The 25,360-nt window shown below is 51.9% G+C and carries 23 protein-coding genes; 12 read left to right on the forward strand and 11 right to left on the reverse strand.

Annotation, left to right across the window (positions count from 1 at the left end):
• Positions 1-3: 3 nt before the first annotated feature.
• On the reverse strand, positions 4-1,023 hold the full coding sequence (locus AB6B37_RS01705; protein WP_371397172.1) for a glycosyltransferase family 2 protein: 1,020 nt from the start codon (positions 1,021-1,023) through the stop codon (positions 4-6).
• A gap of 153 nt (positions 1,024-1,176) precedes the next feature.
• Here AB6B37_RS01705 and ahcY point away from each other — a divergent pair, with 153 nt between their 5' ends.
• From ahcY to rimM, 3 genes are all read left to right on the forward strand, one after another.
• Positions 1,177-2,586, forward strand: coding sequence for an adenosylhomocysteinase (ahcY, locus tag AB6B37_RS01710; RefSeq protein WP_371397173.1), 1,410 nt, complete (start codon positions 1,177-1,179; stop codon positions 2,584-2,586).
• A gap of 123 nt (positions 2,587-2,709) precedes the next feature.
• Positions 2,710-3,912 (forward strand): methionine adenosyltransferase, encoded by a 1,203-nt coding sequence (gene metK, locus AB6B37_RS01715; RefSeq protein ID WP_371397174.1) that lies wholly within the window; start codon positions 2,710-2,712, stop codon positions 3,910-3,912.
• The gene (gene rimM / locus AB6B37_RS01720; protein ID WP_371397175.1) at positions 3,912-4,466 is read left to right on the forward strand and encodes a ribosome maturation factor RimM; all 555 of its coding nucleotides are present in this window, start codon (positions 3,912-3,914) and stop codon (positions 4,464-4,466) included. Before metK ends, rimM begins: the two co-directional genes overlap by 1 nt.
• Here the strand turns inward: rimM and AB6B37_RS01725 are convergent.
• The 4 genes from AB6B37_RS01725 to AB6B37_RS01740 all read right to left on the reverse strand — a co-directional run bounded on the left by AB6B37_RS01725 (position 4,463) and on the right by AB6B37_RS01740 (position 7,594).
• Positions 4,463-5,185, reverse strand: coding sequence for a glucosamine-6-phosphate deaminase (locus tag AB6B37_RS01725; RefSeq protein ID WP_371397176.1), 723 nt, complete (start codon positions 5,183-5,185; stop codon positions 4,463-4,465). The two genes, rimM and AB6B37_RS01725, sit on opposite strands and share 4 nt — an antisense overlap.
• 19 nt (positions 5,186-5,204) lie before the next feature.
• Positions 5,205-6,089 (reverse strand): oxygen-dependent coproporphyrinogen oxidase, encoded by an 885-nt coding sequence (gene hemF / locus AB6B37_RS01730; RefSeq protein ID WP_371397177.1) that lies wholly within the window; start codon positions 6,087-6,089, stop codon positions 5,205-5,207.
• Positions 6,090-6,098: 9 nt separating this feature from the next.
• Positions 6,099-7,061, reverse strand: a complete 963-nt coding sequence (locus AB6B37_RS01735; protein WP_371397178.1) for a hypothetical protein — start codon at positions 7,059-7,061, stop codon at positions 6,099-6,101.
• Between the two features lie 65 nt (positions 7,062-7,126).
• Positions 7,127-7,594: a tRNA (cytidine(34)-2'-O)-methyltransferase gene (locus AB6B37_RS01740; protein ID WP_371397179.1), complete on the reverse strand. Its 468-nt coding sequence runs from the start codon at positions 7,592-7,594 to the stop codon at positions 7,127-7,129.
• A gap of 195 nt (positions 7,595-7,789) precedes the next feature.
• Between AB6B37_RS01740 and petA the strand changes: the two genes are divergently transcribed.
• From petA to AB6B37_RS01770, 6 genes are all read left to right on the forward strand, one after another.
• Positions 7,790-8,350 (forward strand): ubiquinol-cytochrome c reductase iron-sulfur subunit, encoded by a 561-nt coding sequence (petA, locus tag AB6B37_RS01745; protein WP_371397180.1) that lies wholly within the window; start codon positions 7,790-7,792, stop codon positions 8,348-8,350.
• 1 nt (position 8,351) lies between these two features.
• Positions 8,352-9,653: a cytochrome bc complex cytochrome b subunit gene (locus AB6B37_RS01750; protein WP_371397181.1), complete on the forward strand. Its 1,302-nt coding sequence runs from the start codon at positions 8,352-8,354 to the stop codon at positions 9,651-9,653.
• A gap of 49 nt (positions 9,654-9,702) precedes the next feature.
• On the forward strand, positions 9,703-10,527 hold the full coding sequence (locus AB6B37_RS01755; RefSeq protein ID WP_371397182.1) for a cytochrome c1: 825 nt from the start codon (positions 9,703-9,705) through the stop codon (positions 10,525-10,527).
• Positions 10,528-10,609: 82 nt separating this feature from the next.
• The gene (locus tag AB6B37_RS01760; RefSeq protein WP_371397183.1) at positions 10,610-11,503 is read left to right on the forward strand and encodes an S-methyl-5'-thioadenosine phosphorylase; all 894 of its coding nucleotides are present in this window, start codon (positions 10,610-10,612) and stop codon (positions 11,501-11,503) included.
• A 37-nt stretch (positions 11,504-11,540) separates the two neighbouring features.
• Positions 11,541-12,434 (forward strand): hypothetical protein, encoded by an 894-nt coding sequence (locus AB6B37_RS01765; RefSeq protein ID WP_371397184.1) that lies wholly within the window; start codon positions 11,541-11,543, stop codon positions 12,432-12,434.
• 9 nt (positions 12,435-12,443) lie between these two features.
• A complete protein-coding gene (locus tag AB6B37_RS01770; RefSeq protein ID WP_371397185.1) occupies positions 12,444-14,360 on the forward strand; it encodes an Hsp70 family protein in 1,917 nt (638 codons plus the stop codon).
• 16 nt (positions 14,361-14,376) lie between these two features.
• Here AB6B37_RS01770 and AB6B37_RS01775 read toward each other — a convergent pair whose 3' ends face one another.
• Positions 14,377-15,006, reverse strand: coding sequence for a hypothetical protein (locus tag AB6B37_RS01775; RefSeq protein ID WP_371397186.1), 630 nt, complete (start codon positions 15,004-15,006; stop codon positions 14,377-14,379).
• A 98-nt stretch (positions 15,007-15,104) separates the two neighbouring features.
• Between AB6B37_RS01775 and AB6B37_RS01780 the strand changes: the two genes are divergently transcribed.
• Entirely contained in the window at positions 15,105-15,698 is a 594-nt protein-coding gene (locus tag AB6B37_RS01780; RefSeq protein ID WP_371397187.1) for a hypothetical protein, read from the forward strand.
• Here the strand turns inward: AB6B37_RS01780 and AB6B37_RS01785 are convergent.
• Genes AB6B37_RS01785 through glmS form a run of 3 tightly spaced genes read right to left on the reverse strand, consistent with a single transcriptional unit; the run spans position 15,684 to position 19,571 of the window.
• Positions 15,684-16,826, reverse strand: coding sequence for an AGE family epimerase/isomerase (locus AB6B37_RS01785; protein ID WP_371397188.1), 1,143 nt, complete (start codon positions 16,824-16,826; stop codon positions 15,684-15,686). The two genes, AB6B37_RS01780 and AB6B37_RS01785, sit on opposite strands and share 15 nt — an antisense overlap.
• Positions 16,827-16,838: 12 nt before the next feature.
• Positions 16,839-17,726, reverse strand: coding sequence for a UTP--glucose-1-phosphate uridylyltransferase GalU (gene galU, locus AB6B37_RS01790; RefSeq protein ID WP_371397189.1), 888 nt, complete (start codon positions 17,724-17,726; stop codon positions 16,839-16,841).
• A gap of 30 nt (positions 17,727-17,756) precedes the next feature.
• A complete protein-coding gene (gene glmS, locus AB6B37_RS01795; protein WP_371397190.1) occupies positions 17,757-19,571 on the reverse strand; it encodes a glutamine--fructose-6-phosphate transaminase (isomerizing) in 1,815 nt (604 codons plus the stop codon).
• Positions 19,572-19,716: 145 nt separating this feature from the next.
• Between glmS and AB6B37_RS01800 the strand changes: the two genes are divergently transcribed.
• Complete coding sequence (locus tag AB6B37_RS01800; RefSeq protein ID WP_371397191.1) at positions 19,717-20,613, forward strand: sterol desaturase family protein; 897 nt, start codon at positions 19,717-19,719, stop codon at positions 20,611-20,613.
• Between the two features lie 7 nt (positions 20,614-20,620).
• Here AB6B37_RS01800 and AB6B37_RS01805 read toward each other — a convergent pair whose 3' ends face one another.
• Both AB6B37_RS01805 and AB6B37_RS01810 read right to left on the reverse strand, forming a co-directional pair.
• Complete coding sequence (locus tag AB6B37_RS01805) at positions 20,621-22,357, reverse strand: alkaline phosphatase (RefSeq protein ID WP_371397192.1); 1,737 nt, start codon at positions 22,355-22,357, stop codon at positions 20,621-20,623.
• A 238-nt stretch (positions 22,358-22,595) separates the two neighbouring features.
• Positions 22,596-24,131, reverse strand: coding sequence for a helicase HerA-like domain-containing protein (locus AB6B37_RS01810; protein ID WP_371397193.1), 1,536 nt, complete (start codon positions 24,129-24,131; stop codon positions 22,596-22,598).
• A 130-nt stretch (positions 24,132-24,261) separates the two neighbouring features.
• Between AB6B37_RS01810 and AB6B37_RS01815 the strand changes: the two genes are divergently transcribed.
• Positions 24,262-25,341 carry an AI-2E family transporter gene (locus tag AB6B37_RS01815; protein ID WP_371397194.1) on the forward strand — a complete coding sequence of 360 codons (1,080 nt, stop codon included), beginning with the start codon at positions 24,262-24,264 and terminating at the stop codon, positions 25,339-25,341.
• Positions 25,342-25,360 lie beyond the last annotated feature (19 nt).

Consider the following 25,360-nt stretch of genomic DNA (forward strand, 5'->3'; position numbering starts at 1 on the left):
AGGCTATTCATCAGGGGAAGTCGGATGATAGGGCGGAACGGCGCGCTTTCGTACAGGGCCAACGCGCCAACACATCATCCGCGCGACATCAGATAGGGATATTGTTCGCTTGCTTTTACGTGCTGACGGCAGGATTCCGTATTGGCTAAGACCGCCTATGCCGTCCTTTATCCCGCGCCATGTGGGTGCAAAGCGGCCCGAGCGTAATCCAGCCCAAAACAGGATGAACAGGTTCATGGCGATATGGAGGGGCAGCAGGATGATTAACAAAGCGAAGGGGGTATTTTTAAAAAATGTCCAAATCCGGTTCCGTGTGCCGTGGTAAACGGCAAAATCTGATGCGCGACCCGATATGCCGCTGCTGATATGGTCTATAATGGCACCTGCGGATTGAATACACCGCCCGCCAATCAGTCGCATACGGTAGCCCATGTCGACATCTTCAAAGTAACAAAAGAACCGTTCGTCAAAGCCGCCGAGCGAGAGGAAGGTCTCGCGGTGATAAAGCGCGCCCGCTCCGCAGGGCGCGAAAGCCTCAGACGCCTCTGTTGGTGCGCTACTCATGGGATGACCAAAGCCTGCACGCCATGCCAGACCGCTAGCGTGATAAAAATCCCCCGCACCGTCGAGTGTTTCAGGCTCTAGCGCCATATATTGCAGCGACCCCACCATAGTGACGTCTTTATGCCGTGTTTCAGACAGGAGTTTTTCAAGCCAATCAGGGCGTGCAAAAGCGTCGGGGTTGAGCAGCGCCAGCCAATCCGCTTTGGCCTTGTGCGCCGCCAGATTATTGGCCGCGGCAAAGCCGAGGTTTTCGCCCGCCTTTATGATTGTGAACCGAGCGTCTAAACCTGGTAAGCGTTCTAGTGAGCCGTCGGTAGAGCCGTTGTCGACGATAAAAGCTTCAAACCGTGCCTCTGTTTGGTTGAGCAGGGAGGCCACGCAGCGAGCCAGATACGCACCACCGTTATAGTTGACAATGATGACGCTGGCGCGGGGTAAAGATGTCGGGGTGGTGGCCATAGTGTTGTCTAGGCGAAATCGCCCTGCGCGGCTACGACGAAGTCACCAAAAATATCAGATATAATAATTTCTTTATATGTTTGTTGACGATATTTTGTTATGGCCTTACACAAAGCAGGATAACGGCCAGATGGCCCAACAACAGGATTTCCCATGAGCGCACATGACTACATTGTAAAAGACATTTCTCTGGCTGAATTTGGCCGTAAAGAACTGGATATTGCCGAAACTGAAATGCCGGGCCTGATGGCGCTGCGCGAAGAATTTGGTGACAGCAAACCACTGACAGGTTCGCGGATCGTCGGCTCTCTGCATATGACTATTCAAACCGCTGTGCTGATTGAAACGCTGACGGCATTGGGTGCGGATGTGCGCTGGGCGTCTTGTAATATTTATTCTACCCAAGACCATGCGGCGGCAGCAATTGCGGAAGCGGGCGTGCCTGTTTTTGCGATTAAAGGCCAAAGCCTGACAGAGCATTGGGATTATCTGGATAAGTCATTCCTATTCCCCGAAGGTCCAAACATCATCTTGGATGACGGCGGTGACGCCACGCTTTATATTCTTTTGGGTGCGCGCGTTGAAAACGGCGAGCCAGAATTGATTGAAGGCGAGCCCGGATCAGAGGAAGAACAAGCCATCTTCGCACAGATAAAAAAGCGTATGGAAGCATCCCCGGGTTGGTTCACGAAAATGCGTGACCAAATTGTTGGCGTATCAGAAGAAACCACGACAGGTGTTCACCGTCTTTATGAGCTGGTTGAAAAAGGCCAGCTGCCGTTCCCCGCAATTAATGTGAACGATAGTGTCACAAAGTCAAAATTTGATAATAAATACGGCTGTAAAGAAAGCCTCGTGGACGGTATTCGCCGCGCGACGGATACGATGATGGCCGGTAAGACTGCTGTTGTTCTCGGCTACGGTGATGTTGGTAAAGGCTCTGCCGCCTCACTACGCGGTGCCGGGGCGCGTGTTAAAGTCACAGAGATTGACCCCATTTGCGCCCTTCAAGCGGCGATGGATGGTTATGAAGTCACGACACTGGAAGACACGCTGGAAACTGCTGATATTTTTGTCACCACAACGGGCAATAAAGACGTCATCCGCCTAGAGCATATGCGCGAGATGAAGGACATGGCGATTGTTGGCAATATCGGTCACTTTGATAATGAAATCCAAGTTGCGGCGCTGCAAAATATGAAGTGGACGAACATCAAAGACCAAGTGGATATGATAACATTTCCCAAAGGCAACCGCATGATCCTATTGTCTCAAGGGCGTCTTTTGAACCTTGGTAACGCCACAGGTCACCCCTCATTCGTGATGAGTGCGTCGTTTACCAATCAAGTCCTCGCGCAGATGGAACTATGGGAAGATGCTCACGCGAAAACCCGTAAATATGAGAATAAAGTTTATATGCTGCCCAAGCATTTGGACGAAAAAGTCGCGCGGCTACATTTGGAGAAAATCGGCGTGAAGCTGACTGAAATGTCCAAAGAACAAGCGGATTACATCGGCGTTCAAAAAGAAGGCCCTTATAAGCCAGAGCATTACCGCTACTAGGGTCTGCGCCCGTATTTTACGGCATCGCGTTTTCGCGCCGCCAGTCTATATTCATTTAAATAATAAAAAGCCCAAGCCCGCATAACATCGGGTGAAAGAGCCTTAAAACGATAGGAGCGCGCCATGAGCCGTCAAACATATGAATTTACATCGGAATCTGTGTCCGAGGGTCACCCCGATAAAGTGTCAGACCGCATTTCGGATGAAATCGTTGATCTTTATTTTCGCGAATCTATCAAAGACGGGATGAGCCCGTGGGACATTCGTGTTGCGGCAGAAACGCTGACCACGACAAATAAAGTTGTGATTGCGGGCGAGACGCGCGGCTCTGATAAAATTACAAAAGATATGATTATAGAGCTCGCGCGCGAGGCCATCAAAGACATTGGCTATGAGCAAGAGGGTTTCCATTGGAAGCACGCCGATATTGATGTGCTGCTCCATGCGCAATCCGTGGACATTGCCCAAGGCGTTGACCAAGGCAACGGCCTTCACAAAGAAGAAGGCGCGGGCGACCAAGGCATAATGTTTGGCTATGCCAGTTCTGACGTGCCTGATTTCCTCATGCCTGCGCCTGTTCATTACAGCCACAGAATTTTAGAACGCCTCGCCAAAGCACGCAAGCATGAGGGTGTTTCAGTGCTGGGCCCTGACGCGAAGTCTCAAGTGACTGTGCGCTATCATAATGGCCGCCCGGTGGAGGCTACCGCGATTGTGCTCTCCACACAGCATCTTGATCCCAATATGGACAGCAAAGATGTCGCCGATTTGGTCAAACCTTATATCCATGAGGTTATGCCAAAGGGCTGGATTACCGAGAAAACAATTTGGCATATTAATCCAACGGGGAAATTTGTCATTGGCGGTCCTGACGGGGATGCTGGCCTGACAGGGCGTAAGATTATCGTCGATACTTATGGCGGTATGGCCCCCCACGGCGGCGGTGCGTTCTCTGGTAAAGATCCGACGAAAGTTGACCGCTCTGCCGCTTACGCCACGCGTTATTTGGCAAAAAACCTTGTCGCAGCGGGTGTTGCGCCTTGGGTCGAAATTCAAGTGTCCTATGCGATTGGTGTTGCAACACCGACGTCAATCTACGTCAATGTTGATGATAATAACCCGATTAAAGGCGGGCAGATTGAAGCGGTCATTCGTAAGGTAATGGATTTGACACCGCGCGGGATTCGCAACCATTTGGACCTTAATAAACCTATCTACGCGCCGTCTGCGGCTTATGGTCATTTTGGCCGTCATCCTGGACCTAACGGCGAGTTTTCGTGGGAAAAGGTTGATTTGGTTGACGAGATTAAAGCGGCTCTTAAATAATGCTCATTCAGATTGGTGTGATTGCGGGCGCTTTTGGCGTCAAAGGCGAAGTGAAAGTGAAATCCTTTGCCACCACGCCAAGCGACATCTTTAATTACGGCGCGTTGCTGGATCAGAGTGGCGCGCCAATTTTTTCGCCGCAAGAACACCGTCCCGTGAAAGACGGTTTTGCCGTCATCGCGCCTGAGGTAAAAACGCGAGAGCAAGCCGAAGCGCTAAAAAATACCAAGCTTTACATCACGCGCGAGAGCTTGCCAGAACCTGAAGAGGATGAGTTTTATTACTCTGATCTTGAGGGGCTGTCGGTCAAAACAGTGGACGGCAAAAATGCAGGCACAGTGGTGGCCATTCATGAATTTGGCGCGGGCGATATGTTGGAAATTAAGCCGCCCAAGAAAGACGGCAAACAAGCGCAAAGCTTTTTCCATCCTTTCACCAAGCTGGCGTCACCCAAAGTCGATATTAAATCGGGGCGCATTATTATTGACTTGAAAGCTGTAGAAGCCGAGCCTGAGCATGAGCGTAATGCGCCGGATAGGCCGCAAGACGACTAGGCCTCGCCGCGCGCGTCTGAATCTGTGATCAGGGTGAAATCGCTGTGGCTTGATAAATAGCTACACGGCCAAGCGGGATTGTTTTGACCCTTTAAAATCTGCGCGACCGCCTCCGTTTTTGACGCGCCTGTGGCCAGTAATATGACAGAGCGTGCTGAGACTATAGTGGCTAGACCCATGCTAATGGCGCGTTCGGGAATACCGTCTCCTGTGATGGCTCCGAAATTATCTCGCCGTGTTTGCTCTGATAGCTTTACGACGCGCGTGCGGCTGTCACGCGGGCTGCCGGGTTCATTAAAGCCAATATGGCCATTGGTCCCAACGCCGAGAAGTTGTAAATCTATTCCGCCTGCGGCTGCAATGGCGGCCTCATAGTCCTGCGCTGTTCGTGTTGGATCTTCGGTATGACCACAGGGGATATGAAACCGGTTTTTGTCCATATCAATATGGCGCATTAAATTATCCATCATATAGCGCGCAAACAGGGCAGGGTGGTCAGCGGGCAGTCCCAAATATTCATCCAGATTAAAGCTTGTGACATTTTTAAAGGACACAGCGCGCTGCTGGGCCGTGTCAATAAGCGCGCGGTAAACGGGGCGCATTGTATTGCCTGTCGCAAGGCCGAGCACAGCCTGTGGATTTATTGCAATGCTATCCGTGACTATGCGCGCTGTCTCTAAGGCGGCGGTTTGGGAATCAGGCGCTGATATATGCTTCATAATGCAAAAGGATAATGATTTACGGCCAGCGCACAACGGGGGGCATGGAGGATAAAATCGTTTTTACATTGCCGCCCGTTTTAAGACCAAAGGTCGTGCCGCGGTCATAGAGCAGATTAAATTCAACATAGCGCCCGCGCTGGATAAGTTGTTCTTCGCGGTCAGCATCCGTCCACGGCTGGTGCATGCGCTGCCGTGCGATGGGGGGATAAGCGGATAGAAAGGCGCGACCAACATCTTGGGTGAAGGCAAAATCTGCCTCCCAATCGCCTGTGTTGACGCGGTCATAAAATATACCGCCAATACCGCGCGGCTCGTCGCGGTGGTGCAGGTGGAAATACTCATCGCACCATTTTTTATAGGCCTCGTAATCACGCCCGTGAGCTTCGCAGGCGTCTTTATAAACGCTGTGGAAATGCTGTGCATCAGGGCTGTTTGGGTCACGGTCTTTGGCTTGGGTCGGGGTCAAGTCGCCGCCGCCGCCAAACCAGTCTTGTGTCGTCACGATATAGCGCGTGTTCATATGCACGCAGGGCATATGCGGGTTTTTCATATGCCCGATAAGCGATATGCCAGCCGCCCAAAAGCGCGGGTCTTTGTCGGCCCCGGGTTGACGGGCTTGCATCTCGGGCGTGAACTCGCCTTTAACAACAGATATATGGACGCCGCATTTTTCAAACACGCGCCCGCGTAACATTCCGCCTGTGCCCCCGCCTAAGTCCAACGCGTTGCCATCCTCTTGCTTGCGCTTCCAATCTTCAAACACAAATTTGCCGGGCTCTCCTGGATAAAGCGCGTCTGGCGCGTCGCGTTCTACCGCTTCAAATTCTGCGCAAATGTCGTCACGAAGTGTTTTGAACCAAGTGCTCGCACGGGTTTTTTTATCAGCATAAGGGTCTGTCATAGCGTTGGCTTAGACGTTTGATTTATCGCGGGCAAGATACATGACACCGAAAAAGATCGGCATGGCGATAAAGCCGTCGAGGAAGCTGTTATACCAAATCCACTGATCGGTCGTGAGCATAAAGGCCAGCGGCGTATCAACCATAATGATAAGCGCAGAGGACACCGCCATCGCCAAAGACGCAGCCCGTTGCTTAATCGCAAAAAGGCCTTCCATATAGCGCGCCATGCGTTTGCCAAGGTAATCGCCCTTTAAAATATACGCATCCGCCAGAGCAAAACAAACGCCGATGCAGCCCATGATACTGCCGCGTAATTTGATAAATAAATCGTCTTGGAAAAAATAGGCAAGGCTCGCGGATATTAACGCCATGACCACACCAAAAGCCGCAAAGCCGCCTAGCAAGTCGGGCTTCACAAAGCGGTCAATGACAGTCAGTGCAATGGTCACGCCTGCGCCCGCCAAGGCTGCTGTTATCAGGCCAAACTCTCTGGCGACAAAAAAGAATAAGATGGCCATGGCGATATCCACGCCAATGGCGGGATAAAGCGCTTTGGACCGCTCTAATTTTTCTCGGGCTTCGGCATCTTGTTCGGGTGTGGACTCTATGACGTCGTCAATCTTGGCAAAAAGGGCGCTCGTTTTACCGCCGTCATAGAAAGGCTTATTGGATGACCGCGCGACAACTTCGCCGTTTTCATAGACGACCGCCCCCATTTTCATAAGGCTGAGTGCGCCGACCTCAAAATCCAATCTGCGGCCTTCATGGTTAAGACTGGCTTTCACCACGGCAAATGCGTCTTTCAGATCAATCGGCATGTCCACTGTATGCATCAATGTGCCGTTTTTGAAAAATTCATGCCGCGTCACATCGGTCTTCATTATGGCTGTAATCACAATACGCCATTTATCCACTGGCCCCGACACTCTTGGAATAGACAATTTCACAGTCGTTTTTAGCGGATTAAACATGAGCCGTATTTGGGTGATGTGATTGATTTTCGCAAGTTTGTCCCTTGCGAGCTATATATAGCGTCCTAAGCTGGCAAGGCCCCCGTTTGCCGTAAGGCTTCAAACAGGGCAATGGCGACACTATTGGAGAGGTTAAAGCTTCGTGCGCCTGCGGCTATGGGGATAACCACGCGGGCATCGGCGGCGGTATGGACATGATCGGGAACGCCTGCGCTTTCTCGGCCAAATAATAATGTGTCATTGGCTTGAAATTTGAAGTCGGGCAGGGGTGTAGCGCCTTTGGTGGTGAATAGGACCGTGCGTCCCCTGTTTTTTCCCGCCGATTCGCCTCTATTTTGAAACGCCTCCCAGTTTTGGTGCCGTGTTAGGGCGTCTGGCGCGCCGTAGTCCATGGCGGCTTTGCGTATGCCTCTGGCGGTCAAAGGAAAGCCGCAAGGCTCTATGACGGACAAAGCCACGTCAAAACAGGCGCAACTGCGCATAATCGCCCCTAAGTTTTGGGCTATGTCGGGCTGATAAAGGGTTACGTCCACAATATTATGTCCTTTCTTGACAAGGTGCAGCTTTTTTTGCGCTTGCCTCTGGCATTTTTTTGTCAGCGCGCTATACCGCGCGGCAAAGAAAACCGTCCTATTGCGGCGTTGTGCCACTACAAAAGACTGGCATAAAGGGTTATGTTTGCGCTACACCCACGCTGAGTAGGTATATAGACTAGGAAGGGGCAGACAATGTCCGAAGCCTTAAATAAAGAGACAGCGGCTGACGCTGTTGACGGCGAAAAACGTGATTTCATCTTCATTGCGACGGGCGCAGTTGCGGCCGCAGGTGCAGCATCGCTTGTTTGGCCTTTTGTGGCGCAAATGGGCAAGGCAGCAGACACACTAGCGGCAGGCTCTATTGAGATTGATTTGACCAAGGTCGAAGAAGGCGCGCAGCTTAAGACTTTGTGGCGTGGTAAGCCGATTTTTGTGCGTCACCGCACGGCGGCAGAAATTGCCGAGGCTGAGTCGGTTGATGTTGCAAAGCTCCCTGATCCGGAAACTGATACAGACCGTTTGGTCGCAGGCCCTAGCGGCAATGTTGATCCAAAATATCTGGTCATGGTCGGCGTTTGCACCCATTTCGGCTGTGTGCCTGTGGGTGAGGCCGGTGATTACGACGGTTGGTACTGCCCATGTCACGGCTCGCATTACGATACATCTGGACGCATCCGTAAAGGTCCTGCGCCAAAGAATATGGTCATCCCACCCTATTCATACATAACTGACACAACAATTAAGGTAGGTTAATATGAGCGGACATCCCTCAACTTACGAACCCCAATATGCCGCGACAAAGTGGATAGATCAGCGTTTGCCGATCATTCGCATGGGTGCGGATTTTATGACGTTCCCGTCTCCGCGTAATCTGAATTACTGGTATACATTTGGCGGTATTTTGACGCTTTGCCTCGTGTCGCAAATCATTACCGGTATTATTCTGGCCATGCACTATGTCCCGCATGTCGATTATGCCTTTGACAGTGTGCAGCGTATCCGCCGCGATGTGCCCTATGGCTGGTTGCTACAGCCTATGCACGCGGTTGGGTCCCATATGTTCTTCTTGGCCGTGTACATGCACATGTTCCGCGGCCTGTATTACGGGTCATATAAAGCCCCGCGTGAGCTGCTTTGGATAATTGGCTGTGTGATTTATCTTGTGATGATGGCAACGGCCTTCTTGGGCTACACATTGCCTTGGGGGCAGATGTCCTTCTGGGGTGCGACTGTGATTACAGGCTTCTTTGGCGCGGTTCCCGTTGTCGGTGAGGCTCTGCAACAGTGGCTACTGGGCGGTTATGCTGTTGATAATGCAACACTTAACCGTTTCTTTGCGCTGCATTACCTGCTGCCATTTGTAATCTCGGCTCTTGTTGGTTTGCACGTCTGGGCATTGCACCACACAGGCCAGAACAACCCGATTGGTATCACGCCTAAAACAAAGAAAGATACGCTATCTTTCCACCCATTTTACACGGTGAAAGATGCCTTTGCTGTCGGCGTATTCTTGCTCATCTTTGCATTCTTTATCTTCTATCAACCCAATGTTTTGGGTCACGCGGATAATTTCATACAAGCTGATCCCATGAAAACACCTGCGCATATTGTGCCCGAATGGTACTTCCTACCGTTCTACGCTATCTTGCGGGCTGTGCCTGACAAGCTTGCGGGTATCTTGCTGATGATTGGTGCGATTGCCGTGTTATTTGTGCTGCCTTGGCTTGATACATCCAAAGTGCGCTCCATGCGGTTCCGCCCCGTTGCGCGTAAGTTTTTCTTTATCTTCTTGGTCTTCTGCTTCTTGCTTGGCTGGTGTGGTAAAGAATCGCCTGATAATCTTGTCATCGCTTTTGGCACGAATGACGCGGGCGAAGCGTTTGGTTTGACATTCTATCGTCTGTCTCAAATTTCAACGCTCTATTACTTTGCATATTTCTTGATAATTCTGCCAGTGCTTGGTCTGATTGAAAAACCAGACAACAGACCTGAATCGATTACAAAGGCTATCTTGGGTGACGGACCACGCGGTACGGCACTTGGTGCAGCTGAATAGTCGTTAGGCACTCATCTCGGCCTCGGCCAATAATAAAGGAGCGTAGACAATGGCGCTTAAATCAATGAAAATGACCCTTATGGTGGGCGCAACGCTTGCCGCTTTAGGGGCAGGTGTCACGGCTTTTGCGGCTGGTGGCTATGACTTTGACTATAAAATGGAGCATCGTCATTGGGGCTTTAACGGCATGCGTGGGGCATTTGACAAGGCAGCGATGCAGCGCGGTTACCAAGTTTACCGTGAAAAATGCTCGTCATGTCACACGCTAGAGCATCTAGCCTTTCGTCACTTGGGTGACAAAGACGGCCCTTATTATGATGAAGCTTTTAAAAACCCGAATGACAACCCTTTTGTCAAAACCTTCGCGGCTGACTGGTTGATTGCTGATATTGATGCTGAAACGGGTGATCCGATTGAACGTCCTGGTATTCCTGCAGATTACTTCCCGCCGATTTACCCCAATGATGCTGCCGCCCGTGGGTCCAACGGTGGGGCTTTGCCGCCAGATTTATCCGTGATGGTTGCTGCGCGGGGCGGCGGCGCTGATTACGTCTACAACCTTTTGATTGCTTATGGTCTGGAAAAGCCAGAGGGCATGAAACTGTCCCCTGGTGTTCATTATAACCCTGTTATGGAAGGCGGCAAAATTGCAATGGCCGCGCCCCTGACAGAGGGTCTGATTGATTATGCAGACGGCACAGAGGCCACGGTAGAGCAAATGGCCGCTGACGTCACGGAGTTCCTGGCATGGTCCGCCGACCCGAAACTTGAGCAGCGTAAACGGGCAGGGTTCGCAACGATGGTTTATCTACTCATCTTAACCGTTCTGCTCTGGTTCTCTTATAAGCGCGTTTGGAGAAACGTCGAGCACTAAGCGGCGTTACTGTTAATTTCAAAACCCGCCTTGATTCAGGCGGGTTTTTTATTGTCTAAGCATATTAAAACAAAGGCACCTCATGACAGATAATAATTGGACACTCGGTATTCTTGGCGGCTCTGGGCTTTACGACTTGGACGGGCTTGAAAACCCTGAATGGATAGAGATTGACACGCCGTGGGGTAAGCCGTCGGACGCCATTCTTTTTGCAGAACTTGAAGGTGTGAAGCTGCGGTTTTTACCGCGCCATGGTCGCGGTCATAAACTCAGCCCAACTTCGGTGAATTACCGCGCCAATATTGACGCGCTTAAACGGGCCGGCTGCACAGATATACTGTCATTATCCGCTGTTGGCTCGCTACAAGAACCCTATGCGCCAGGTGATTTTGTGATTGTCGATCAATTTATTGACCGTACATTTGCGCGTGAAAAATCATTCTTTGGTCCGGGTATGGTCGCGCACGTCTCTGTTGCGGACCCTGTTTGTGACCGGCTAGCGCGACTGGCAGGTAATGCGGCCATTGCGGCCGGCGCCCATGTCCACCGGGGCGGCACCTATTTGGCAATGGAAGGCCCGCAATTCTCAACCCGCGCAGAGAGTGAGCTTTATCGGGGTTGGCGCTGCGATGTTATCGGCATGACAAATATGCCAGAGGCGAAGCTCGCCCGCGAAGCTGAACTGCCTTATGCAACAGTTGCTATGGTGACCGACTTTGATTGCTGGCACCCCGGTCACGAAAATGTCGATGTCTTTGCGGTCATTGCGACACTGACAAAAAATGCCGAAATTGCCAAAGGCACGGTCAGAGAAATCATCAAAATCATTGCGCAAACCCCACGCACGCCTAGTCCAGCGGGGATTGAAACCAATTTAGATGCCGCACTGATTACCGCGCCTGACGCGCGCGACCCAAAGGTCCTGGCCAAGCTTGACGCCATATTGGCGCGGGTTTTAGGAGCTGACAAAGCCTAGCCTTGCCATTGGCGCGCTTTGCCCCCACATCAAAGCTATGACCCAGACCCTTCCCGCGACTGTGCCGTCCCTTGCGCGTGCTTTTGAGCCAGAGCGCGACAGGCTGCGTAACGCGCTTAGCACAGAGAGCAACACTGCGGATATCGTGGTGATAGAGGCCCGCCGTGCGCTGGATAAAGCGGGCGCGAGTTTTGCGAACACGACAGATGACCCGACACTTCAAAAAGCAGGATTATGGCTGATTGAAATGGTCAAATCTGGCGCAGCTGTCCTTGACCACGGCACAGAGGCGCGGGTGCAATGGACAGAGGTTGCGGGCCCGAAAACCTCTATTTGGACAGGTCGGGGCCTATTTTACGGCGCGGCCGCTGTGTTTGGTGCTGCGGGTTTTGTGCAGGGCTCTGCCCTTGTGATGTTTGCGGCCGCGACGCTGGCGGGGCTTCGCGCCTTTGACCCTGCCAAGTGGAAGCAGATGTTGCCGCGCTTGCCCTTTGTGAAAAAATCAACGCCCTTGCTAGAGGATGCAGCCGGCCGCGCGATGCGAGTGAACGCCACGGTCGAAGTGGACGCCGACGGATTTATCAATGCACTCACTGATGCCTTGCATACCGCTGATCATATTCTGCTGCGCTTGGCTGAACCTGTGGCCGAGACCCATTGGCGCGATGATCGGCAGTTGATGGGGATGGTGCAAAACCTGCTCGAAGCGCAAGGCGCGGGTGATGGGGATTTCGCGCTAAAAATTATAGATCAAGAGCTTGGCTCTGTTCTGGACGGGCAAGGCGTGACCCGTGTGGATTATTCGCGCAAGACCGCGCATCTATTTGATAGCCTGCCAGCGCTGGGCGAGAGCGAGACGCGTCAAGCGGCCCCTGCGCTTATGGTGGGTGATACGGTCATTCGGCGCGGCACAATATGGGCCAAGGTTTAGGGGGCGGTCATGAGCGAGAGACGCGACGCTGTTGAATTTGTTGGCCTCGATTTAGGTCACGGCGAAACCGCTTTGGGCCGTGCCTACGGGCGGTCTATGCGCGAACCTGAAATTTTAGAATATCGCGGTGAACGCAGTTTTGTGACCGCCGTGGCCCAAACGGATAAGGGCCTGAAGATCGGGGCCGATGCCGTTAATTTGGCCGCGCTTGGCGGTGGGCAAGCGCAAGTCTGGGTTAAATTTAAAGACCGCGATTTAAGCGCAGGCGACGTTGAAAAACCGACCCGTCTTTTCACGCAAGAGCTTATTAAAGGCCTATCAAAAGACGGTAAAATTCGTGGTGCCAAACAAAGCAAATTTGTTATCGGCTGCCCCTCTGGTTGGGACAAGGATACACGGGCGCGTTACCAAGCCCTGTTTGAAGATGCGGGGTTAAAGTCAGTGCGCATCGTGCCCGAATCGCGCGCGGCTTTGATGACTGCGCTAGAGCAAGGCTATCTTACGCTCGACGCCGCGCGGGCATCAGTTCTTATCGTTGATATCGGGTCGAGCACGACGGATTTTACCTATTGCCGAGATTTAGACGCCGAAGACGTGGGGCATAATTTTCTCGGCTCTGGCTTGCTCGATACAGAGATTTTTGATTTGAACCTGGCGCGTCAATCTGAACGGGCCAAGATTGAAAAACTTATCAAACGTTTTCCACATTACCGCCCCATCATGGAATATTGGTGCCGCCAAGTGAAAGAGCAGTTCTTTAACGGCGAAGGTGCAGCGGTCGAAATGATTAAACGACTACCGATTGACGGCGGCGTTTTGTTTGACATTCGTTTTGATCAAGACGACGCGGATGAGGTGCTCTCACGCCCGCTGGAGGCGCTGAACGGGTTTACATGGCCCGCCGCCTTTTCTTTTGCCCTGAAAGAAACGATCGATAATTTGGGCGGGCGCGCGCCTGAAACCGTGCTGTTAACGGGGGGCGCATCACGCTTACCGCTTGTGTTGCCAGCCTGTGAAAAGGCGTTTCCAAAAGCGCGGATTGTGCGCGGCGCAGAACCAGAATTTGCGATTGCGCGGGGGCTGGCTTGGCTAGGACGGTTTGAACATTTACATGCTAGTTTTAAATTATCAGTGGCTGAATTGATGGGTGTCGATGGCCCCGTTCATAACAAAGCTGCCGCTGCGAGCGCCGCTTTGGGCCAGAGCCTCGCCCCTGTTCTTGTGGACGCCTTGACCGAGCATTGCATTGTGCCCGCTTTTCGCGATTGGCGTCGCGGCAAAATCGACAGCCTGGATCAGGTTGAGGCCGCTTTGGCAGACCGTGTTAAATCATGGCTTTCCAGCGTGGAGGCGCAAGCAACGTTGCGGCCCATTATCAAAGGCTGGTTCGCGGGGTTACAGCGCAAAATTGAACAAGACACAGATCCCTTGTGCCGCGATCACGGATTACCCGCCATGGTTCTATCGCTTGATGACAGCCAGCATGTCAGCCGTCATTTGGAGGGGTTGACCGTGGCCGCGCCGCGTGTCGCCAGCCTAGAGTCAGACACGGCGCTACTGGGCACATCACTGACGGCCATTATCATTGGCGCGTTGCTCGCCCATGCCAATTTACTCGCGCCGCTGTTGACCAATCCTATTGGCCTTGTGGTGAGTGGGGCTGTGGGTGGGGCAGGATTTCTGTTTGGGCGCAAAGCGCTTGAAGGCAAGTTCCGTAGCGCCAATGTGCCCGTTATCGCGCGTCAGGTTATGACCGATACGCGCATTCGCAAAGCGGCGCATAAGCAACGCGGCGCTTTGATAGAGGCCGTGACAGAGGCTTGGGATAGTGCCGCGTCAGAACGCTTTACCGAAGAGCTAACCCAAACGTTATCAACCGCCCTATCTGAGCGCGCTGATGACAGAGCGATTCTATTTCTAATTTAAAGGCTCATCACGGCAGTTAAAATTCGCCGTCTTTTCTGCGTGATTCTGGCTTGTGGGTCTTGGGAACGACATCAAATTCGACATCATTATCGGCGTCAGTCTCGATGATAATGCGTGTTTTCTTGCGCCCATTTTCAATGATGGTTTCTTTTTCGATCCGCGTGTTTTTGCCCATACTCTCAATAGCTAACACGTCTTCGCCGTCCGTTTCAAAAGACCCCAGTTTCTTTCCATCAAATGACAGGCTCATTCCGTCGCCCGTATCGACAATTTCAATGTCTTCGGCCATGCCAATGACCATATCGGCCAAGCTCTCAAGCAGACCTGATTCGGCGAGCATGTTTTGAATATCTTTGGCGGCCTCACGGAGCGCTTCTGGGTCTTCGATAATCTCAATCCGTCGCGATGTCGTGCGCTCTGATGGGGCAGATTTCTGGCTACCGCGCTGCATCAAGCGACTTTCTGTCTTGGCGCCCTCTATGGCTTCGCGTAATTCCTTGGCATGTTTCTCGAAATAGGCTTCGAGGTCTAAATCTGTCTCGGTTGTTGATTGTTTAGTTTTGTCATCATGCGGATGCGGGTCTGCAAAAGCGGGCGCTGAAAAAATTGCAGTAGCAAGTAGGGACATAGCGAGCGTGCGAAACATAAAAGATCTCCAGTCATTAAACTTACATTAACCATAATCCTTGGCCTTGCCCGCGTAAACGGCTTTCCACAGTGCTCAAAGCCGCCTATTGTTGCCTTATGAAAGACCGTTTCTTTTATCCGATCGCCGCGCTGATTATTGGCGCTATGATTTATTTTGCGCTGTCATTGTCAGTCGTCTCGGCCCCTGTTGATGAAAATATATATGAGCTATCGGGGGAAACTCTTTCGCAATTATTTCCGTCACCGGGTACGACGGTGCAGCTTGCCAATGATCCCGGTGGGGCTGTGGCTTACGCCGTCATGGGCGCACATGCAGACCGCGCGGGTGTAGAGCCCTCAGCTGGTGTTTTTGGTACGTTGGGCTCTGTGCACGAAGCCAGCTTTGCGGGGCATCCCATTCGTATCACCATTCGCGCGCGCGCAGGGCAATTTGATCCAGCAGGGGCCATGGAAGCTGGATATTTCACGGCGGGCAGTGGTGACAGCCCGTGGACGTCATTCACGCTGACCTCTGATTTTTCTGATCATAGTTTTATTTTTACCCCTGGCGAGATTACACAAAAGGGCGGCACAGATTTTGTTGGTATTTGGCCTGATAAATCCGGCAAGGGCGGGACAATTGACGTCATGTCTATTCGCGTTGAGAAAATTATTGAGCCTGTTTTGCGCGGCGTCTCAAGGGCCGAGTGATTTAATGCGCACAGCTTCCGTTATCATGCCGTAGATATGATAAAATGTGCTGGTTGGAATGGTTGTCGCTATCATGCCACCCGCGCCGTCAAATTGATCATTCCATGTGCCGTTTGGGTTCAGATAGCTTTCGCGAAAGGCTGCCATAGCTGCGACGGCTTTGTCCTGAGCGTCTTTATTGCCATATTCCATCTGCGCCAGATGGGCGCGAATCACCTCGGTCTGTACCCAAAGGCGTTTTGTATCGCGGCGCACGGCATCGTTCACGTCTTCTTCGTCGTTCAGGAACACCCCACCGTTTTCAAAAGCTCTTGCGTAAAGCGCGTCAGCATAGCAACGCGTATCAACTCCGCTACGCGCTTCATATTGGCCCAATAGCCATACCCATTCACAGGCATGACCGGGTTCTGCCGTCTGGCCCAATGCACCGTCCGCATAAGTCCAGTCATTGTCAAAAAACTCGCGAATGATGTGATTGTCTGCGTCAAAAAAGTGGTCCGTGAAAAGGCGGTAGATACGCGCCGCACGGTCCATGAACCGCGACTCGCCGGTAACGTCATAAAGCGCCATGGACGTTTCAAATAAATGCATATGCGGGTTTTGACGCCGCGGCAACACAGCCGGCACGCCCTCTGTCCAGCCTGTGCAAGCCCCCATCTCGACATCAATAAAATCCAGCAGCGTATCGGTCAAAGCGGCCGCCTCGTCATGCTTGGTCGCACCATCACACCCCATCAGGCTCGCGCAGGCCAATAGATAAAAAGCGTGATCATATAAATCGCGCTTAGCATCTGTGACGGTGTAATCAGGCCCAATTCGGTGGACAAAGCCAGCTGCGCCGTCAGGGCGGTAGCCATATGTCATTAGAAAATCATAGAGCCTGTCGAGGATCGCTGTGCTGTCATACCAGCCCGCTTTATGTGCATTGGCATAGACGAAAATTTGCCGTGCTTGAACGCGGACGCGGCGCACGGCATCTGTATTGGGCGTGCCGTCCAAAGCCAGGTCTTCAAAAAAACCGCCTTTACTATCAATGGCCATCTCAGCCCAAAAGGGCAGGGCGGCATCCCGCAACCATGACAGCAGCGCATCCGTTTCTGCCGCAAACTCAGCAGATATTATCGGCACGGCTGTCACGGATTAAAAAGATTGTGCGCGGGATTTTATAAGGGCCCGCGCTTGCTCGCCAATTTCGACGTGGTCTTGCGCATAGGCCATGACGGCTTCAAAATAGCCGTATTTAGAGCCGCAATCATAATCTTGGCCAACGTATTCAAAGGCGTGGAAATCTTGCTCGCCCATCATGCGCGCCATAGCGTCTGTGAGCTGAATTTCGCCGCCCGCGCCCGCTTCTTGATCGGATAATAATCCCATGATTTCGGGCTGTAAAATATAACGTCCTGTGATTTTTAGGTTTGACGGCGCGTCTTTGACGGCGGGTTTTTCGACCATGCCTGTCATTTTAATTAATCCGTCATCACGGCGCACCGACTTTGTGTCAGGCGCAATCACGCCGTAGCTCGACACGCGCTCTTGCGGCACGGCGTCCACAGCAATGATGTTGCCGCCCACAGTGTTATAGGCATCCACCATCTGCGCGAGGCAGCTGCGGTCTGATTTGACTAAAACATCGGGCAGCAAAATCGCAAAAGGATCATCGCCAATCACGTCGCGCGCGCACCAAATCGCGTGGCCAAGGCCCAGCGCGCTTTGCTGGCGGACGAAGCTCATGGTGCCAGCTTTAGGCGTATTGGCGTCTAATTGCTCATAGATGGCTGTCTTGCCTTTTTCGCGCAGCGAATACTCAAGTTCATAAGCGCGGTCAAAATAATCCTCAATCGCGCCCTTGTTGCGTCCCGTGACGAAAACGAAATGCTCTATCCCCGCCTCAATGGCTTCATCAACGACATATTGCAGGGCAGGGCGGTCAACGACGGGCAGCATTTCTTTGGGAATAGTTTTTGTTGCCGGCAGCACCCGCGTGCCAAAGCCAGCGACGGGCAACACGGCTTTTCTAATTTTTTTCATGATCATTCCCCACAGATATAATGATAAAGCTTACTCGACAGTCACGGATTTGGCCAGGTTGCGCGGTTGGTCCACATCGGTGCCGCGTGCCACCGCTGTATGATAGGCGAGAAGCTGTATAGCGATTGACATCACGATAGGCGCGACGAAACTATCGCTATTGGGCAGGACGATAATTTCATCTGCCATATCTTTCGCACTCGCCGCCCCTGTTTCGTCGGTCACAAGAATGATGAACGCCCCGCGTGAGGCGACTTCTTGCAGGTTGGACACTGTCTTTTCAAACAAAGTATCATAGGGGGCAATTACAATGACGGGTGTACCGTCTTCAATCAGGGCAATCGGTCCGTGTTTTAATTCACCAGCGGCATAACCTTCGGCGTGAATATAACTAATCTCTTTTAACTTGAGCGCGCCTTCCAGCGCAATCGGTGTCTGCGCGCCGCGACCCAAGTAAAAGGCTGATGATTTGCCTGATAAATCTGACGCGATGGCCTCTATGCTTTCGTCAAGCAGCAGGGCTTCTTTGATAAGGCGCGGCGTCTGGGTGAGCGCGCGGGTTAAACGGATTTCAGCGTCGCGCGATATGGTTTTGCGCGCGCGGCCCGCCGCCAAAGTCAGTGACGCGAGGGCCGTTAGTTGCGATGTAAACGCTTTGGTGGATGCCACGCCGATTTCGGGACCGGCATTAATCGGTAGCGCAATATCAGCTTCGCGCGCCATAGTCGATGTCATGACATTCACAAGCGCCGCTGTACGCAGGCCTTTGTCTTTGCAATAGCGTAGGGCCGCAAGCGTATCTGCCGTCTCGCCCGATTGGGATACGGCAATAAAGAGCGAGTCTTGGCTCACCACAGGGGAGCGGTAGCGAAACTCTGAGGCAACATCGATGTCCACGGCAATGTCTGCGATTTGCTCGAACCAATATTTGGCGACCATGGCCGCATAATAGGCCGTGCCGCAGGCGATAATAATTATGCGGTCAATCTTGGCAAAGCCTAGGCCTTCCGGCGCATCGGCAGAGAGGCGAAACTCATCAACATAATTGGTCATGGTACGACCAACTGTTTCGGGCTGCTCGTATATCTCTTTAAGCATGAAATGGCGATAGTTGCCCTTTTCCGCCATGGCAGGGCCGCCTTGGATAAGGGTAATATCACGCTCGACTGGATTATCGTCCCGGTCAAATATCTTATAGCCTGTTGGGGAGAGGACCGCCCAATCGCCTTCTTCTAGATAGACAAGTTTTTGTGATAACATCGCCAATGCCATGGCATCAGAGCCGAGATATATCTCGTCATCACCAATCCCCAGCGCCAGCGGGGAGCCAGCACGAGCGGCGAAAATATGGTCATCAAAGCCGTCAATAATGAGGCCAAACGCATAAGCTCCCTTTAGCTTTTTCAGCGATGTACGAAACGCATCAATGGGTGCTTGGCCGCTACTCAGCGCGTCATCAACAAGGTGCGCGACGACTTCGGTGTCAGTTTCTGTGGTGAACTTGCGGTGGCTCATGTCTTTGCGGAGGTCGAGGAAGTTCTCAATGATGCCGTTATGCACTACACCAACGCGGCCAGCGAAATGCGGATGAGCGTTGTTCTCATTGGGCACACCATGTGTCGCCCACCGTGTGTGGGCAATGCCGATTGTACCGTCCAGAGCCGCGCCGCCAAGCTTGGTCTCTAGCGCCTTAATTTTACCTTCGGCGCGTTCTCGTTTTAATGTGCCGCCGTCAAGCACAGCAATACCAGAGCTGTCATAACCGCGGTATTCAAGACGCTTTAGTCCGTCAATTAAACGTTCTGTGACAGTGGTCGTACCCACAATTCCGATAATACCGCACATAGTTTCACCCTTTAATCACCCATGTTTGTATAGGCTAAAGATAAAAATTTACTGAAAAAACAGCCTTTTACATTGCCCCGATGTGACGCAGTCATAACGCCTGTTTTCGCGTTGACAATAGGCGAGTTTTTGACCTTATTATGGCATGGCTGACTTTCCTGATGTTCTTTTATATGCGGCCCCGTTTTTTGGCCTCGCCGTATTGCTAGAGGTGCTTTATTTGCGCCTTCGCCGCGTGCACGGGGCCTATATGGCAAAGGACGCAGCAGCCTCTATGAGCATGGGCGCAGGGCAGTTATTGTCTGATATCCTGATGGGCTTTATCAGCTTTGGAATTTTGATGTTCATTTGGCAGTTCCGCTTGTTTGATTGGGGCTACAGTCCTCTGGTATTTTTTGCCTGTTTAATCGCGCAGGACTTTGTTTATTATTACAAACATTACGCCGCACACCGTATCCGTTGGTTCTGGTCCGCCCATGTCGTGCATCACAGCTCTGAACATTATAATCTGTCCACCGCCCTGCGGCAGCCGTGGAATAATCACATTACAGGCTTTGTGCTGCTGTCGTCTCCGCTTGTCTTGCTTGGTTTTCATCCGTTGCTGATTGGATTTGTCGGGGCGGTGAACCTTGTTTATCAATTCTGGATTCACACAGAGACGATAAAGAAAATGCCGCGCTGGTTTGAATTTATCTTTAATACGCCCAGTCATCACCGCGTGCATCACGCGACCAATCCGCAATATCTAGACAGTAATTTTGCAGGGATATTTATTATCTGGGACCGTATCTTTGGGACATTTGTGGCCGAGGATGAAGCTGACCCTGTGCGTTACGGCGTGGTAAAACCGATTGAGACATTCAATCCTGTCAGAATTGCTTTTGGCGAGATGATCGGCATTTTCAAAGATAGCGCGCAAGGGGGTATTAGCCTGCGACAGCGCTTTGGCTATATTTTTGGCCCGCCAGGATATTCCCATGACGGCAGCCGCCAAACCAGTGGTGACATTAAACGCGAGGCTGGAATTAAGACGCGGCGCTAGTCCTGCTTTAACCCAAGCCAGAGAACAACGCTTTTTGCTTTAGGTTCAAGCCCCGCGCACGGCTGGCTTTTAATGTGGTCTCACCCGCGCGCACAGAGAAGCCTGCAACCTCAAAGGCGCTATAGTCTTTAGACGTCACCGTGGACAAACCCATCATACTAATATCGGCTTTGTCTTTTGTGAAACTCACCGCGACATAGCCGCATTGCAGGGCATTATAATAGCGCGCGTCTTTATTGGACTGGGTCAGCAGAAGCGAATAATCGGCTGTGCTATCGCCCATATATTTAATGAGCGTCTCTGAGCTGACCGAGGTTGTGACGCATTCCAAGCCGATTTTATCGCCTGCTTGCGTTGTCAGGTCATTGATCCAAAATTCATGCGCGTCCCCCGTTAAGACAAGCATATCATTGACACCTGCCGCATTTAAACGGTCATAAAACCGGTCTCTTGCGGCGGGGTATCCGTCCCAGCTATCGGGATAGACTGGCAGATTATATTTTGACAATTTGACCATATCGCGCACGCCAGCCCAATCTTTTTCAATGGCTTGGACTGCCTCTTCACTGACATAGGGTTCAAGGTCAGGGGTATTCAGGCGCCCCATTATCACTTGATTGGCAAGAACGCGCCATGTCTTACCGTCCGCTTTGGATTGGGTCAGCGCCTCAACAATGAAATCTTCTTGGACTTGTCCGAACATTTCGCGCGAGGGATCGCCCAGCACATCACCCTTGAACCCTTCAGGGTCGGTTTCAATAGTGTCGACATGATCCTCTAAGATTATAGGTTCTGCCCGCGCGGTCAGGCGCGTCTCAACACTCACTAGCGATAATAAATCACCGTAGTCGAAATTACGAAAAAGGGTTTCACGCGCCCGTCCGCGTTCTGGGTCACGAATGGGCATCCATTCATAATAGGCGCGCATGGCCGCTTGTTTGCGCGCGTCCCAATCCCCTTCATCCGCTTGATGGTTTTGCGCCCCGCCCTGCCAGCTATCATTTGTGGTCTCGTGATCATCCCAAATCGTAATCATTGGAAATTTCGCCGACATGGCTTGTAGGTTGGGATCTGTTCGGTACTGCGCGTGGCGTGTACGGTAATCGTTAAGCGAGATAATTTCGTGACGGGGGTCATGCAAACGTCCCTGTTGACCCATTGGCGTGTCGGCTATCCCGTCCGCGCCGTATTCATAGAAATAATCACCCAGATGGATGACGGCATCAAAATCATCTTGGCGCGCGATATGGTCATAGGCATTGAAAAAACCGTGTTGCCAATTGGCGCAAGACACCACAGCAAAGCGGAGCTTGTCTAATGGACCATCCGGCAGTGTTTTTGTCTGCCCCGTCGGAGAGGTCACATCGCCCACAATAAAACGGTAATATAGGGTTTTGCCAGAGGGCAGGGCGGTGACATCGACTTTGGCTGTCCAATTATTAGCCGCCTCCGCTTTGACGACGCCGCTCCTTAACATAGGCTCGAAATCTTCATTTTCAGATATATGCCATAGAACGCTGACAGGCCCGTCGGTCATATCATCAGGGGTGACGCGAGTCCATAAGACCACAGCGTCACGGCGGGGGTCACCACTGGCGATACCATGGGCAAATGTGCCGCGCATAAACGGGCGGTTGGATGATAACATAGGCGCATCAGCGGGTGTGCAGGCCGGGAGGCTAGTGCTTAGCCCCGTTAAGGTCGACCCTAACAGCCATTGGCGTCGTGTCATATTATGCGGCATATACTCTCTCTTGGTACCAAACACCTATGTTCCTTGTTTAAGGGTAAAAGGCAAGAGAGCTTATGACGCCATCATAGCGTTCTGTCATGACATGTTTATTTCACACAGGTGTCACATCTTGGCCGCAATAAGGTGGTGTAAATGACGCTATAAACCTGCCTATACCGATGGTGCCATATGACTGTGATAATCGAATTTATGATTGCCTGCGTGCTTTTGTGGTTTCTGGTTGCCTAGATTAGCGCCGCATAATCCCGCCCAAAATACCGCGCGCAATGGCCGCCCCATGTTTGCCGCCAAGGGAACGGCCGATCGAGCTTGCGATACTACGGGCCCCGGCTTTCATGCCGGCCTCTAGGGCTGATTGACGCTTGCGGCCGCGTGGTTTTCGCGTTGTGCGGGAGGCACGGTCTTTGGCTTTCTTGGCGGCTTCTTTTTCTTTGGCTTCGCGGGCTTCAGCTTCTTCTGCGGCTTTCGCCATGGCTTCGCGCCTCACAGCCAGCATTTCATATGCGCTTTCGGGATCAACAGCTTCGTCATACACACCAGCTAAGGGGCTAGCAGCCATGACGACTTTGCGTTCTGCTGCTGTCGCGGGGCCAAGGCGAGAGGCGGGCGGACGGATAAGGGTTTGGCCGACAACTTGCGGACGGCCTTTGGCATCCAGTACAGACACAAGGGCTTCGCCGACACCTAATTCTGATATGACGTCTTCGGTTTTAAAATTGGGGTTCGGGCGAAACGCATCAGCAGAGGCGCGAATGGCCTTTTGTTCTTTGGGTGTATAACCGCGCAGCGCATGTTGGATACGGTTGCCGACTTGACCCAAAACATCATCAGGAATATCGGCGGGGTTTTGCGTGACAAACCAAAGCGACACACCCTTGGACCGGATAAGGCGTGCGACTTGCGTGATTTTATCAACCAGTGCATCGGGCGCGTCGTCAAAGAGCAAATGCGCTTCGTCAAAAAAGAATGCCATTACGGGTTTATCGGGATCGCCGACCTCGGGTAGTTCTTCAAATAGCTCGCTCATCAACCAAAGAAGAAACGTTGCATACAGGCGCGGTGTATTAATCAGGTCATCAGCGGCCAGTATATTGACATAGCCTTGGCCAGAACCGTCGCGGAGCATGAAATCAGATAGCTTTAACGCGGGCTCGCCGAAAAATTCCTCGGCGCCTTCGCGCTCAAGCACAAGCAAGTTACGGATTATCGCGCCGACGGATTGTGTGGCGATATTGCCGTATTCCAGCGATAGTTCTTTTCGGTTTTCACCCACATAGGTCAACACGGCCCGCAGATCATTTAAATCAACCAAGGGCCAGTCATTGTCATCGGCCAAGTCAAAGGCAATATTCATAATGCCTTCTTGGGCGTCAGTCAGACCCATTAAATTCGACAACAACATCGCGCCCATCTCTGATATGGTTGCCCGAATGGGATGGCCTTTTTTGCCGTGCAGGTCCCAAAAAATGGTTGGCATGGCGCTATAGCTGTAATCATCCAGCCCAATTTTTTCAGACCGCGCGATTAATTTGTCATGCAGCTTATGCGTTTTTGAACCTGACTGGCACAGGCCAGACAAATCGCCTTTGACATCGGCGGCAAAGACCGGGACTCCGGCCTTTGAAAAGCCTTCTGATAATATTTGCAGCGTGACAGTTTTACCCGTGCCTGTGGCCCCCGCAACAAGGCCGTGACGGTTGGCGCGATTGAGCAAAAGCTCCTGCGTGACGCCGTCTGTATCTTTGCCGATAAAAATTGTGCTCATCTTTGCCTCCGTGCTGCACTTTGTTTATGGCGGGATATGTCTGAACGCAAGCTGTCAAAAATACCAACAATTCAACAGGCAATTGAAAACGAACGGCGTAAGCGTTACGGTAACGCCAAAGGGGACCAACATGGACAATACGATTCGCGCTAGCTTATTATTTCTCGCTGCTGTGGCCTTGATTTGGGGATTGCACCAAACGGCCAATATTATGGCCCCTTTTGCTTTGGCTGTGTTTTTCTGGTTGATGATTGATGCGCTGGCCAGTTGGCTGGATGACCTGTCGCCAAAATTTCCCTATTGGCTGGCCTTAACCGTCTCATTGTTGATTGTTGTCGCGGGGATTGTCGGCATCGTTCTGATTATTGCCGATACAGCTCAAGACATTGCCCGCGAGGCGCCGCAATACCAAGAACGTCTGAACGAGATATTTGTCTGGCTGAAAACGCTGTTCCGACAACCGGACTTAGAGCTGACCAAGCTGACCCAGGGGCTCGACTTGCCGAAGTTTTTCTCTGGTTTTGCCGCGTCTATTCAGGGCGTGTTGTCAGAATTTGCTTTGATTGCGCTTTATGTTGTGTTCCTTTTTGCTGCTCAGTCCAGCTTTCCAAAGAAAATGGATGATTTGTTTCCCGATGAGAAACGCCGCGCGCAAGCCAGTAAAGTCGGGAAGCGTATTCGGACCTCTGTTGAAAAATATATTGGTGTGCAAACGGTTATCTCGCTGATGCAAACCGTGGTCAGCTATATCGCCATGACGGCGGTCGGCCTTGACAATGCGCTGTTCTGGGCGCTGGTTATTTTCATCTTAAATTATATCCCGATTGTGGGCGGCCTTGCGGCTGTGGCTTTTCCAGTTCTTTTTGCGATGGTGCAGTTTAACACACCAGCCCCCATTATCATTTTGGCGAGCGCGTTATTCGGCGCGCAATTTATTATTGGTAATACAATTCAGCCTAAAATGATGGGCGATAGCATGAACCTGTCTGCCCTAGTCGTTGTCTTGTCTTTGACATTATGGAGCGCGCTATGGGGCGGGGTTGGGGCATTTCTATCTGCGCCGTTGACCGTGATAATCATGATTGTCCTCGCGCAGTTCCAAACAACGCGGTGGATTGCTGTACTGCTTTCGGCGGATGGTCATCCTGATACGGATGACGAAGGCGATGACAAGACGAAAGACCAAAGCCAACCGATACCCTCAATGTAAGGATATGCCCATCACGCAG

The organism is Fretibacter rubidus (assembly GCF_041429785.1).
Classification (GTDB): domain Bacteria; phylum Pseudomonadota; class Alphaproteobacteria; order Caulobacterales; family Maricaulaceae; genus Fretibacter; species Fretibacter rubidus.